This is a genomic window from Verrucomicrobium sp., from assembly GCA_028283855.1.
Lineage (GTDB): Bacteria > Verrucomicrobiota > Verrucomicrobiia > Methylacidiphilales > GAS474 > GAS474.
Genome location: JAPWJX010000003.1, coordinates 1369810 through 1382743 on the forward strand (window position 1 = coordinate 1369810; position 12934 = coordinate 1382743).

Genomic DNA, 12934 nt, shown 5'->3' on the forward strand with positions numbered 1-12934 from the left:
GAAACTTATTACGTATAAATCTTTAACCTCCTGGCTGGATTATGCGCACCCGTAAGGCATCCCTTTTCTATTTGACCGTCCTGGCGTGCTGCGCGGCCCCTCTTTTTGCCCAGCCGGTGAAGATTTATCAGGACGCCGCGCTGAACGAGCAGCCCGCCGCCGCCACGCCACCTGCCCCGGCGGCTCCCGCTTCGGAGCCTGCGGTGGAACCGCCCAGCAAGGAGGCGCGGAAGATGGCCCAGAAGGAAGAGATGCGGCGCGCCCAGCAGGTCATGGAGGCCAGCCAGGCGATCAACGCGGGCGACATTTTCTATCAGGCCGGCGAATACGCGAAGGCTTCGGAGCGTTACACCTACGCCTACGGCATTTTCCAGACCACGGGGCTTTCCTCCACAGGAGAGCAGCGGGCCAAGAGCGGCCTGGTCCAGGTAAAGATCAAGCAGGCGGAAGTGGCTTCCCAGGCAGGTGACTTTGCCCACGCCACCGCCCTGCTGGACGAGGCGGAAAAGCTCGATCCCACCCGCAAGCCGGACATCGACAAGGACCGCGCTCAGATCAAGGAAGCCCAGGTCAAGCTGGCCAAGCAGCGCGTCAATCCGGAGTCGACCACGAACAACCCGGTCCTGACCCCCGATTTCAAGGATAAGGTCGCCGCCGTGCAGCGCCTCCTCTTCGAAGGAGACCGTTTCTTCGAAACCGGCCAATATGACAAGGCCAACGACCGCTACCGCCAGGCCCTGGTGATCGACCCTTACAACAAGGCCGCGCGCACGAAGCTGGACCGGCTGGAGCGGTATGAAACCCGCGCGGCGGACAAGGCGCGCGAGACCACCCGCACGGCCGCCCTCTACGACGTCGAGCGCCGCTGGACGGAGCGGGAGCAGCCCGTGGAAAAGGCTGCCCTGGGCGAGGTCGCCCCCGCGCAGGAATCGAACATCGCGCGCCTGAGCAAGAAGCTTTCCGCGATCAAGATCGACAGCATCTCCTTCGTCTCCCAGCCGATCGACGAGGCGGTCCGCTTTCTGGCCGCCAAGGCCAAGCAGGCTGACCCGACCGGGGAGGGCATCAACTTCGTCCTCAAGGTGAGTCCGACGGGTGGCCTCCGGCTCCAAGGCCGCGGAAGCGGCCGCCCCCGCCGTCCGCACCGTCACCCTAAGCCTGAACAATGTCTCCCTGGGCGAGGTTCTCCGCGTCCTCACCCAGCTGACGAACCTGAAGTATAAGGTCGACGAATACGCCATCTACATTCTGCCCTCCACCGACTCCTCCGACGTCCTGGTCACCCGCACCTTTGTGGTGCCCACCGGCTTCTTTGAGGGAGGCCTTTCCGCTTCAAAGTCTTCCACTGCCGGCGGCGCGGGCATCGCCACCACGGTGGAGGCGGTGAAGATCGACGTGAAGAAGCAGCTCATGGATCAGGGCGTCGACTTCCCGCCCGGGGCCACCGCCGCCTATCTCTCCGGCTCCAGCCGCCTGGTCGTGAAGGACGCCCCGGACCAGCTGGACCGCATCGACGCCCTTCTCCAGGCCGCCGCCCGGGAGGAGGACCCGCAGATCGAGATCGAGACCAAGTTTGCCGAATTCACCGACACCGCCCTCAAGGAACTTCAGATCAACTGGGGATTGAGCCGGAACCGGAATGCCAACGATTCCCCCATCGCGGCATCCGCGATGGTCACGACCAACGACGTCACGCCCTTTAACCAGACCGGATTTCTGTCCACCAGCGCCACCGGCCCGGTGGTGACGGGCCAAAGCGCCCTGCGCGGCTCGCCCGACCTGCAGCAGGACGGCCTCGACGTGATTCTGCAGAACTCCATCAATGGGACGCAGGCCGTCTCCGGGGCCACCTTCCTCATGGGCTTCACCATTGGAAACAAGGGCATGGGGGTGCTGATGAACCTCATCGACCAGCTCAAGGGAGTCGACCTTCTTTCCGCCCCGAAGGTGACGACCAAGAACCGCACCATGGCGAAGATCGAGATCAACGAGCAGATGACCTACCCCAGCCAGTTCACCCCGCCCACCTTCAACAATACGCCGGTCATCTACAACAACAACCAGACCGTCGTCATCTCCCCGCCCACGCCGTCCAATTTCGAAAAGGCCACCATCGGCGTCACCCTCCAGGTCACCCCCGTCGCCTACGCCGACCGGCGCATCGACCTCGACCTGCAGCCCGACGTGACCGACTTCGAGGGCTTCGTCGATTACGGGGCCTCCGTCGAAGTGGGCGACATCGGCAGCGCCACCATCACCCCCGCGGAAGTCTACCACATTCGCCAGCCCGTGTTTAACAACCGGAAGATCACCACCAAGCTCCAGGTCATCGACGGGCAGACCGTCGTCCTGGGCGGCCTCGTCCGGGAAGACACCCAGGTCATCGACGACAAGGTCCCCGTCCTGGGCGACCTGCCCCTGGCCGGACGCCTCTTCCGCAGCAAGGTGGATATGCGCAGCAAGCGGCATCTCCTTGTCTTCATCACCGCCCGCATCATCCGCTCCACCGGCAAGGCGAAGTTTGTCCAATACGAGGCTTCCGCGCCTCCTTCCGCCCTCGCCACCACGTCCGCTTCCGCGCCGGCCCGCCCCGGAGACACCCGCTAATGAATCCTTTCCTGCGCCGCAGCCTGGCTTCCCTCCTTTTCCTCTCCGCCTGCTCCGGGCTCTTTGCCCAGGAAAGCGTCGTCGCCTCCGGGGAGGCCGCCGCCGGCGGCCAAACCAAGGAAATTGCCAAGGTCCAGCAGGCGGAGCAGCTGCGCAAGCAGCAGGCCGTCCTCCGGATCACTCCCACCCTGGACAATGCGGCCGCCCTGGAGCGCACGGGAGCCTACGCCAAGGCGCAGGTCATCTACCTGGCCGCGCTGCGGGAGCTAACCCCCGCGCCCGCCACGCAGGCCGTCTATGAAAAGGCCAAGAACGGCCTCTTCCGCTGCGACGCCTATCTCATCGACGAGGCCCGGAAAAAGGGCGACTGGGCGACGATGGAGAGTCTCCTCAACTTGAGCCTCAACTACGCCCCCGACGACCCGAAGCTCAAGGCCGCCCTGGCCAAGGTGAAGGCCGCCCGGACCAACCCGCAGGACACCACCCTGCTGGCCAATCCGGCCGTCAACGCCCCTTTCCAAAACCAGGTGGAAGCGGCCTCCAATTATCTGGCGCAGGCGGAACAGGCCCGGCGCACCGGCCAGTATGAGCTGGCGGAAGACCGTCTGAACAAGCTGCTGGGCATTGATCCCTACAACAACGCCGCCCAGCAGATGCTCAAGCAGATCACGGAGGAGAAGCTCCAATACCAGGCCGTCGCCACGGAGCAAAACCGCAAGCAGCGCCTCAAGGAGGTGGAGCAGAAGTGGAGCAATCCGCCGCCCAAGCCGAAGCTGGAGGTCGTCGCCGCCACGGCCGCCGTGCCGATGACCCGGTCCAACGACTTCGACATCAACCGCAAGCTGGAGTCGATCGTCATCCCGAGCGTCGAATTCTCCGACGCGAGCCTGCAAAACGCCGTCGACTTCCTCAACGACAAGACGCGCCAGCTCGATCCCGAGCATGAGGGGATCAACTTCATCCCCCGCCCGGAGGCGCTTTCCCAGGCCAAGACGATCACCCTGTCCCTCAAGAACGTCCCCCTCAAGGAAGTCCTCCGCTACCTGACCCAGCTGGCGCAGGTGAAGTTCAAGATCGATCCTTCCGCCGTCTTCTTCGTCCCTCTTTCGGAGCCCACCGACGTGCTGGTCCGCCGCCAGTTCAACGTGACGCCCAGTTTCTTCACCGTCACCCAGTCCGCGGAAGGGCAGGGCGCGCAGGCCAGCCGCCGCCGTTCCGGCGCGGCCAACGCGGCGTCCAACGCCGCCGTCGCCAACGGCACCCTGGACGTCAAGCAGCAGCTCACTCAGCGCGGCGTCGAGTTTAGCGCGGAAGGCTCCAACGCCATCTACCTGGCCTCCTCCGGCGTCCTGGAAGTGGTGAACACCCAGGACCAGATGGATCTCATCGACGAGCTGGTCAACGCGGAGACCGGCCAGACCATGATGGTCGACATTGAGGCCCGCTTCGTGGAAATCAAGCAGACGGACTTGAACGAGCTGAGCTCGAACATCGCCCTTTATCCGCTCAATGGCAGCACGATCACGACCCCCACGTTCGTCTCCAGCATGCGGGGATCGGCGGGCCTTTCCGCCCAGCAGCTGCAGAGCCTCCTTCTGCAGGCGCAGCCGTCCGCGCCGGGCCGGTTCGGCCCCAGTGCCGGAAGCGCGGCCCCGATCGAGAATACCTTGGCCTTGGGCGGCATTATGGACGGGAAGCATTACAGCGCGGTGCTGCGCGGCCTTTCCCAGAAGACGAGCGCCGACCTCCTCTCCGCCCCCTACGTCCGCGTCCGCAGCGGAGAGCGGGCCAAGATCGACGCCACCCGCACGTTCTATTATCCCACGCAATACAATCCGCCGCAGATCATCACCATCACCACCGGCACCAGTTCCATCTCCACTACGCCCCTCTATTCCCCGCCGGCGGCGATCCCGGCCTTTCCTAGCAGCTTCGACAAGCAGGACATCGGCGTTGTCCTGAATATCCAGCCCACGGTGGGCGGCGACAACCGCACCATCGATCTCTCCCTGGTGCCGGAGATCACCGACTTTGAGGGTTTCATCAATTACGGCGACCCGATCACCGTTTCCGACGGTGTTTCCACGACGCCCGTCGTCCTGGTGGCCAACCAGATCTTGCAGCCGGTCTTCAACGTCCGCCGCGTGAGCACCAAGGTTTTCCTGAAGGACGGATTCACGGTGGTCCTGGGCGGCCTGATCCGGGAAGACTCCCAGACGATCAACGACAAGGTCCCCGTCCTGGGGGACATCCCGCTCGTGGGCCGTTTCTTCCAGTCGAAGGTGAAGCAGAACGTGAAGCGCAATCTCCTCATCTTCGTCACGGGCAAGATCCTCCGCCCGGACGGGGAGCGCTTTAACCAGACGACGACGGACGTCGCCTCGGCCGACGCGGCGCGTTGATTTCCCGGCGGCCCTAGCTCGCGTCGGGCAGGATGGCCTTCGCCAGCCGTTCGATGCCCTGCTGGGCGAACTCGCTCTCCGGATAGAGCTTCTGGGCCTTGAGATACCAGGCCAGGCTGGAGCCGGTCTGTCCCTTCTTTTCCTGGTCCTGCGCCGTGCGGACGTCGCGGACGAAGTCGGCCGCCTGCGTGGTGTATTGGGCGCGCAGCTGGTTGAGCTTGGAATCGTCCGGATAGATGCGCGTCGCCTTTTCCACGCCTTCCCACGCGCCGGCGTAATTGCCGTGCTGGGCCAGCTCGGTGGAGCGGATGATCGCCTCCTCCACCTGTTGCATCTGGTCCAGGACCTTGCGCAGGGATTCCTGGCGGTCCGGGTAAAGGGCGGTGGCGGCGATGAAGCGGACGCGGTCGTCGAAGATCTGCCGGTAGTTGTGCTGGGCGGTCAGGCGTTCCAGGTCGGAGAGGGCCTGCTGCTGTACGTCTGCCTGGTGGAAGATGGTGGCGGAGACCTGGGCCAGGTCGGGATTGCGGGGCCAGACCTCCATGGCGGCCTTCAGTTCTGATTCCAGGGTGGGGCGGTCGCCGGAGGCGGCGGCGGTCTTCGCCTTGGCCAGGTGCATGGCGCTGACTGTCTTGGCCGTCTGGATGGCGGCCAGGGGCTTGGAGGCGTCGAAGTCGGTGGCCATGTCCTGCAGCTCGCCCACTAGCTTTTCGGCCAGGGCGTAGTCTTTCACGTCGATGGCGGAGAGGAGCTGGTTTTCCTTTTGCAGGAAAAGGAGGGCCTGCCGTTTCTTGTCGCGGGAGAGGTTGCGGACTTCCGGCACGTATTCGCCCAGGACGCAGGTTTCCGCCAGCCGTTCCGTGGCGCTGGCCAGCTCCTTCTTGGAAAGGAGGAAGAGGTAGGCGTCGACGCCTTCCTTCACGTCCCGGATGGCTTCCTGGGAGAGGGAGTCGAGGACGCCCAGGGTGGGCGGCATGCCGGAAGTCTTGGTGAAGAGGTCCTGGGTTTCCTTCTTCATGTGCAGGGCGGTGTCCCCGTCGCCGAAGAGGTGGCGGTAGAAGCCGGTGCCCATGAGGACGTGCTGGAAGCGCCGCTGCATGAAGAGCTGGACCAGCAGGGACTGGAACTCGATCTTTGCCTGGAGCTGGGAGGCCTCCCGCTTCACTTTGTTGGCCGCGATCATGGCGTTGACCTCCGTCAGGCGCTGGACGTAGGGCTGCATCTTCAGGTCCCGGATGGACTTTTGGTCGGCCAGCCAGGCCTGGGCGGCATTCTTGTCGGCGGGTTTGCCGATGCTGTTCGGGTTGGAGTCCTCGGCCGTGCGCTGGGCGTCCCATTCCAGGTCGGCCCGCTGCTGCTCTAGGGAGGTGGCGGCGCGGGAGAGGCGGTCTTCCTCGTTGTTCGCCAGCCAGGTGGAGTAGATGGCGTTGGCCAGAGCGTCGCAAAGGTGGGCGTCCAGGGGATAGTTGGAGGCTTTGTGCAGGAGGCCCCAGGCCTTGTCGAGCTGCGCGGAATCGTAGTTCTGGGGGCTGAGCAGCTCCATGATCTGGTCGATGGCGGCTTGGTAGGCCTTCGCGTCGGCGTCGGTCTGCTCGGGGGCGTTGAGGAATTTTTCGAAGCGGGCGCGGAAGAGGCGCTGGTTGTTGACGTTCCAGTGCTTTCCGTCCCAGCTCATCACGTCGGTGCCGCCGTCGAAAAAGGGAACGTTCTGGCCCAGGAGGCCGGTCTGGCTTTGGCCTTCGGCCGGGACGGAAGCCGGGGAGGGACTGGGCATGGGGGCCGCCGGCATGGCCCCGGGCGCCTGGGCGTGGAGGGGGAGGGAAAGGAGCTGGAAGGCGGCCCAGGCGCCGGGGGCCAGAAGCCGAAGGCGGGGGCGGCTCATGACTTGCGCAGGTCGCTGACCTCGATCACGCCGTCTTTGACCACCTCCACTTTGAAGTGGTAGCGCTGGCCCTTCTGCAGGTTGACCTGGTTGAACTTGGAAGGGATGAAGACGGCGACGATGCTGCCGCGGTCCTTGGTGTCGTCCCCGCCGAGGTCGACGGAGATGAGGCGGCCTTTCGTCGGGGACCAGGCCAGGGCGTTCTGGACGGTGCCGTCGAGCCGGTAGACGTTCCCGCGCAGGCTGTTGGCGTTTTCCAGGTAGACGTCGGCGTCGAGCGGCTGGAGGGCGCGAAAGGGATTGCCGAAGCCGCCCAAAAAGTAAGCGCCGATGCCCAGGATAAGAAGAAGGGCTGCTCCGCAGAGTAGGACGGTGCGCGTGGGAACGCGCGAACTGGCACGGCGAGCCATGGGGGACTTTATTATGACGCGATTATTACAACGCCGACAATCTTATTCCCACCGGCTGCGCAGGCAGCCCAGGTAGGCGAAGACCAGCCCCACCACGATGTGTCCCAGGAGCATCCACTGGCAAAGTTCCGCTCCGGCGACGGGGGTGGAGGTGACGGTCCGCACCATGTCGTAGAAGCGGGTGTCCCGCATGGTCTGAAGGTAGCCGGACCAGCTCCAGTAGGAGGCGATGAAGGGCCGGACGAGCGCGCCGAGCGGCTCCGGCAGCGCCAGGACCGCGCCGGAGAGCGGCAGCTGGAAGCCGACGAGGTAGACGGAGATGAGGGAGGCCTGCTCCGCCGATCCGGCCCAGGCGGAGATGGCCAGGCTGACGGCGGTCATCGCCGCGTCGACCAGGAAGAGGGAGGCGAATTGGGGAGCCAGGTCGCCGGGGAATTGGCAGACGAGTTTTACGAAGAGGGTCATCCATCCTGCCTGGGCCGTGACCAGGATCAGGAGGAAGGCGGCCTTGGCCGCCAGGTAGCTTTCCGGGCGGAGGCCGGCCAGCCGCTCCTTTTCATAGAGGAGCCGCTCGGCGGCGATTTCCCGGGCGCCGTTGTTGGAGGCGGTGAGGGTCAGCAGCACCACCTGGAACATGACGAGGCCGGAGACCAGCCCGCCGACCTTCCCGGCCTGGGAGGTGAAGCCGACGGCCTCCGCCAGCTGGCGCAGGAGATTGCCGCCGGTGTCCATGCTCAGGTTTCGGATCTGGGGCAGCCCGTCGTAGGCGAAGAGGGCGACGAGTCCCGGAAAGCCGACCAGGAGCGCCAGCTGGAGCCAGCATTCCCCCGGCTCCCGGAAGAAAAGGAGGACCCGCCGCCGGAAGACCAGCCAGGCCTGGGTCAGGAAGCCGGGGCGCGCGTAGCCGGGGGCGCTCATATTTATACCGGCCCTCCGCAGGCCAGGTTCCATTGCTCCGCCCAGAATGCGGGGGAGGACTCGGCCAGCCGGTCGTAGACTTCCTCCGGATCGGAAATGCCGAAGTAGCCCGCCAGATGGCTGGGATGCCCGTGGAAGGCCAGGCGGCCTTGATAGAGAACGGTCACTCCGTCATAGCAGCCGATCTGCCGCAGGGAATGGGTCACGGAAAGGACGGTGCGGGAGCCCTGCCGGGCCAGGGCGGAGAGGAGGCGGACGATCTCGTCCTCCGAGCGGGGGTCGAGGCCGCTGGTCGCCTCGTCGCACAGGAGGAGGGCGGGGTGGCTGAGGAGTTCCAGCGCCAGCGCCAGGCGGCGGCGCTGCCCGCCGGAAAGGACCTTCACGGGGCGGGCGGCGAAGTCGAGGAGGCCCACTTCCTCCAGCACCTGCCGGACGCGCTCCCGGCGGGCGGCGTCCGCCAGCCCGGCCACGCGCAGGCGGATGGCGTAGCCGAGGCTCTCCGCCACGGTGAGGGGTTCGTGGGCGATGCTGAACTGGGGCACGTAGGCCAGCTCGCCGACGGAAAAGTCGTCTTCTTTCTCCAGGTCGCGCCCTTGCCAGAAGATCGAGCCCTCGCTCAGTTCCAGAAGGCCGGCGATCGCCTTGATGAGGGTGCTCTTGCCGCAGCCGGAGGGGCCGATGACGGCGTGAAAGGCGCCGGGAGAGAAGGCGGCGGCGACGTCCGTCAGAAGCTTCCGGGGTCCGTCCGCGCCTTCGATCTCGACGGAGATGTTCCGTAGTTCGAGCACCGGGCGTCATGGTGGGGGGAAAGCGGGGCGGGGCCAATCTCAAAACGCCTTGGCGCGGATCGCCGGGCATGGCTTAATATCCGCCCTCCTCCCGCCATGGCCGAGCTGCGTTTCATCTTCCGCTTCCTGCGTCCCTATCTGCGCCCTTATCAGGGGCGGCAGCTGGCGGGCATTCTTTGCGGCGTGCTTTTCGGCGCGATGAACGGCCTCATCGCGGGGGCGATCAGCTTCTGCGGCCAGCGCCTGGCGCCCGGCGGCGAGCAGGCCGCGGCCCCGGCGGGCAGCGGCTTTCTCCACGACCTTTCCGTCCGGGCCCTGGACGTGGCCAACATCTGGCTGCCGCAGATGGGCCTGCCCCTGACGGGTAGGCAGATCTTGGGCTGTCTCCTGATCCTGCCGATCCTGGCCGCCGTGCGCGGCCTTTTCTCCTACCTCAGCTCCTACTGCATCAGCTGGGTGGGGGAGAACGTGACGAACGATCTGCGCATCGCCGTCTTAAGAAAACTCAGCGGCCTCTCCCTCGACTTCTACGACCGTTCCAAGACGGGCGACATGATGACCCGCGTGCAGGGGGACACGGCGGCGATCCAGAACTGCCTGGACCGGGGCGTGTCCGACGGGGTGAAGGAGCCCTTCACCATTCTGGCCGTCTTGGTCGCGCTGGTCTGGATGGATTGGAAGCTGACCCTCATCGCCCTCTTCCTCATTCCCTTCTGCGTCATCCCGATCCGCGTCCTGGGCCGCAAGATCCGCAAGGCCAGCCAGGCGGGCATCGGGGAGACGATTTCCCAGTCCAGCCTCCTGGTGGAGTCCCTGGGCGCGATCCGCGTGGTGAAGGCCTTCAGCTTGGAGAAGACGCAGGTCGACCGCTTCGTCGGCCATTCCAACGCGCTGAAGGGGCTCAACATCAAGCGCGTCCAGGCCCGCCAGATGGTCAACCCGCTTATCGAGGTTATCTCGATGCTGGGCGTCGGCCTCCTTTTCCTCTACATCCTCGTCGGCCACGTCCAGATTGCCAAGCTGGTGGCCTTTCTCTTCGGTTTGGTGGCCTTCCAGAACTCCTTCAAGAAGCTCGCCTTTCTCCACGTCGTTTTCAAGGAGGTGGGCGTCGCCATCGGGCGGCTGAAGGAAGTCCTGGACCTGGAGCCGACTGTCCGTGAGCGGCCGGATGCCGTCTCCGTCCCCGCCTTCCGCGAGGCGGTGGAGCTGCGGGACGTTTCCTTCGGCTACGGGGAGCGGCCGATTCTTTCCCGCGTCAGCCTGCGCATCGCGCGTGGGGAGCGGCTGGGCATCGCGGGGGAGAGCGGCAGCGGAAAAAGCTCCCTGCTCAACCTGCTCCTGCGCTTCTACGACCCGACCTCCGGCGGGATTTTCCTGGACGGCATCGACCTGCGGGACGCCCGTCTGGGGGACCTGCGCGCCCACATCGCCCTGGTCAGCCAGGAGGCCGTGCTCTTTGACATGACGGTGGCGGAGAATATCTCCTGCGGCCGCCAGGGCGGGGCGACCCGCGCCGAGGTGGAGGAGGCGGCCCGCGCCGCCTACGCGCACGATTTCATCCTGCGCCTGCCGCAGGGCTACGACACGCCGATCGGGGAACGCGGCGTCCGCCTTTCCGGCGGGCAGCGGGCGCGGCTGGCCATCGCCCGCGCCTTCGTGCGGAACGCCCCCATCCTCATTCTGGACGAGCCTACGGCGGCCCTGGACGCCGAGGCGGAGGAGGAGGTGCAGCGGGCGCTCGACCGGCTGGCGGAGTCCCGCACCGTCGTCTGCGTCGCCCACCGGCTGGCCACCCTGGCGCCGATGGACCGGATCGTCGTCCTTTCCAAGGGGGAGATCGTGGAGCAGGGGCCCTTCGACACCCTCATCCGCAGCGGCGGCCTCTTCGGCCGGATGGCGGCCCAGCAGGGCCTGGGGCCGCGCTAGCGGCGGCCCTGGACTTTATCCCGCTTGACCAGGGTCCAGCGGTTCCAGTTCTTGAAGAAGGTGCGCAGGCCGCGCGAACCGCGCGGGACGCCGGGGTCGGCCAGGATCCGCTCGAAGAAATCGCAAAGACGGTTCACGTCAAAGTCCGGTCCCGGCTTGTTCCCGTGCAGCAGCGGCGTGCCCAGGATGGAGCGGTAGAGGGCAGGATCGTTGTCGATCTCCACGACCCGCGCCACCACGTGGTCCAGGCTGGCGAAGTCGGCGGCATTGACCACCGCCTTCGGATTGAAGTCGCGGGCCAGCTCGGGATCGCCCCAGTAGATGGGAATGCACCCCGCCTCCACGGCGTCGCACGGCTTTTCGGAGACGTAGCTGGGGATCGAGTCGTTTTCGAAGCAGATGACGAACTTGTGTTTCTTGAGGAATTCGATCTTGGCCGGCCGCCCGTGGGGGAGCGGGCCGCCGACGTTGTTGAGAAGCCGCCCGCCGGAATTGACCTTTTTGTAGCGGCTCAGCTTGTGGAAGAGGTCGACGCGGCGGCGGGACTTCGGGTGGGAGTAGCTGACGACGAAGGCGCAGAACTCGCTCTTCCCCGCGATGACCCGCTCGATCTCCTCCGGGGACTTTTGCAGGAGGTGTTGCGGCTCGCACTCCCAGGCGTAGCAGGGAAGGCGGAAGTGGCGCGGATCGGGATGGCGCAGGGGGGTGATGGCGTAGTCGCAGGCGGGAAAGTCGGGCGGAATGGCCTCCCCGGTCATGAAAAGGCGGCGGCCGGTGTAGAGCCGGTGGTGGTTGCCCGAGCCGCCGTAGATGAGGATGTCCGGATTGCTGTGGATCCGCACGTCGAAGCGGGTGCGGAGCTTGGGAATCAGGAAATTGTCGTTCTTGTCCCACTGCGGCCCCAGGTCGCAGAAGTCGATGCGGAGGACGGGCTTCATGAGGAAAGGGCACGGTCCGCGGCGGCGGCCAGGGACTCCGCCCCCAGGCGGAAGAAGCCGGTGGCGTCGTGCCGTGCCGGGACGACCACGTCGCGCGGTCCGCGCGGCGCCCAGCAGGAGACGGGCGGGTCCCGGAACCAGGCCACGCTGGGAACGCCGAAGAGGGAGGCGATGTGGGTTCCGCCGGAATCGCCGCCCAGATGGAGCCGGGCGCGGCGGATCACCGCGCAAAGTTCCAGCGGGGAGAAGGTGCCGGGGAAGGCCGTGGCGGGGAGGGCGGCTAGGCGGGGCAGGAGGGCGGCGAGCTTCTCCTTTTCCCGTGGGTTGTCGGCGCAAGTCGCCACCCACGGAACGCCGGGGTTCCGGGCGGCTATGGCGCTTAGGCCGGCCATGAGATCATCGGGATGGAGTTCCCGGGCGTCTATCGTGGTGAAAGGGCTCAGGTGGATGAACCCGGAAAGGCCGCCGAGCTTCTGGTCCACCACCTCCTCCACGTCAGCGGGGATGACCGGGCCGACGATGCCGAAGCCCGCCTGCACCGGGATGAAGAAGCCCGCTTCCCCCAGGGCCTGGAGGCGCTGGGTGCGGATCGGCACGGCATGGTCATAGGGGATGCTCACCCGGTGGGTGTAGCAAAGGGGCCAAAGCGGCCCGCCGGACCGCTCCGGCGTCCGCCCGAGCCGCAGGGGGCTGCCGGTCAGGCGGGTGAGGAAGCTGGAACGGTTGGAGCCGTTGAGGTTGATGACGGCGTCGAATTTTTCCCGCCGCAGCGCGGTGACGAGGGGGAGGAGCTTGTGCCAGGCCGGGGAGGTGGGGAAGCGGGGGTAGCCCCAGGCGCGATGGACCCAGGGGAGGAGGCGGAGCAGGTCCTTTACGTGGTCGGCGGCCATGACGTGCAGCTCCGCCTGGGGATGGGCGTCCCGGATCACCCGCAGGGAGGGAAAGAGATGGATCGTGTCGCCCAGGAAGCCGAGGTCGCAGACCAGGATCTTCCGCGCGTCGCGCATCTTTTCGTGAAAGCCAGCCATGGGAGGTCAGAGGGTAGGGCGCAATCGCCGATTAG

The 12934-nt window shown here is 66.1% G+C and carries 10 protein-coding genes; 4 read left to right on the forward strand and 6 right to left on the reverse strand.

Annotated elements, in window-relative coordinates; genetic code table 11:
• Nucleotides 1-41 precede the first annotated feature (41 nt).
• The 3 genes from PW734_08070 to PW734_08080 all read left to right on the forward strand — a co-directional run bounded on the left by PW734_08070 (nucleotide 42) and on the right by PW734_08080 (nucleotide 5009).
• Complete coding sequence (locus PW734_08070) at nucleotides 42-1223, forward strand: hypothetical protein (GenBank protein ID MDE1171146.1); 1182 nt, start codon at nucleotides 42-44, stop codon at nucleotides 1221-1223.
• Between the two features lie 673 nt (nucleotides 1224-1896).
• Complete coding sequence (locus tag PW734_08075) at nucleotides 1897-2607, forward strand: hypothetical protein (protein ID MDE1171147.1); 711 nt, start codon at nucleotides 1897-1899, stop codon at nucleotides 2605-2607.
• The gene (locus PW734_08080) at nucleotides 2607-5009 is read left to right on the forward strand and encodes a type II and III secretion system protein (GenBank protein ID MDE1171148.1); all 2403 of its coding nucleotides are present in this window, start codon (nucleotides 2607-2609) and stop codon (nucleotides 5007-5009) included. Before PW734_08075 ends, PW734_08080 begins: the two co-directional genes overlap by 1 nt.
• A gap of 13 nt (nucleotides 5010-5022) precedes the next feature.
• Here PW734_08080 and PW734_08085 read toward each other — a convergent pair whose 3' ends face one another.
• From PW734_08085 to PW734_08100, 4 genes are read right to left on the reverse strand one after another with little or no spacing between them, the layout of a single operon-like run.
• Complete coding sequence (locus PW734_08085; protein ID MDE1171149.1) at nucleotides 5023-6891, reverse strand: hypothetical protein; 1869 nt, start codon at nucleotides 6889-6891, stop codon at nucleotides 5023-5025.
• A complete protein-coding gene (locus PW734_08090) occupies nucleotides 6888-7301 on the reverse strand; it encodes a hypothetical protein (GenBank protein MDE1171150.1) in 414 nt (137 codons plus the stop codon). The genes PW734_08085 and PW734_08090 overlap by 4 nt, the downstream gene beginning before the upstream one ends.
• A gap of 42 nt (nucleotides 7302-7343) precedes the next feature.
• Nucleotides 7344-8219 (reverse strand): ABC transporter permease, encoded by an 876-nt coding sequence (locus PW734_08095; protein ID MDE1171151.1) that lies wholly within the window; start codon nucleotides 8217-8219, stop codon nucleotides 7344-7346.
• Between the two features lie 2 nt (nucleotides 8220-8221).
• Entirely contained in the window at nucleotides 8222-9007 is a 786-nt protein-coding gene (locus PW734_08100) for an ABC transporter ATP-binding protein (protein MDE1171152.1), read from the reverse strand.
• A 96-nt stretch (nucleotides 9008-9103) separates the two neighbouring features.
• Here PW734_08100 and PW734_08105 point away from each other — a divergent pair, with 96 nt between their 5' ends.
• Entirely contained in the window at nucleotides 9104-10933 is a 1830-nt protein-coding gene (locus PW734_08105; GenBank protein ID MDE1171153.1) for an ABC transporter ATP-binding protein, read from the forward strand.
• On the opposite strand, the gene PW734_08110 is transcribed toward PW734_08105, so the two are convergent.
• Nucleotides 10930-11871 (reverse strand): glycosyltransferase family 10, encoded by a 942-nt coding sequence (locus PW734_08110; protein ID MDE1171154.1) that lies wholly within the window; start codon nucleotides 11869-11871, stop codon nucleotides 10930-10932. The genes PW734_08105 and PW734_08110 overlap by 4 nt on opposite strands.
• Nucleotides 11868-12899 (reverse strand): glycosyltransferase family 9 protein, encoded by a 1032-nt coding sequence (locus PW734_08115; GenBank protein ID MDE1171155.1) that lies wholly within the window; start codon nucleotides 12897-12899, stop codon nucleotides 11868-11870. The genes PW734_08110 and PW734_08115 overlap by 4 nt, the downstream gene beginning before the upstream one ends.
• Nucleotides 12900-12934: the final 35 nt, after the last annotated feature.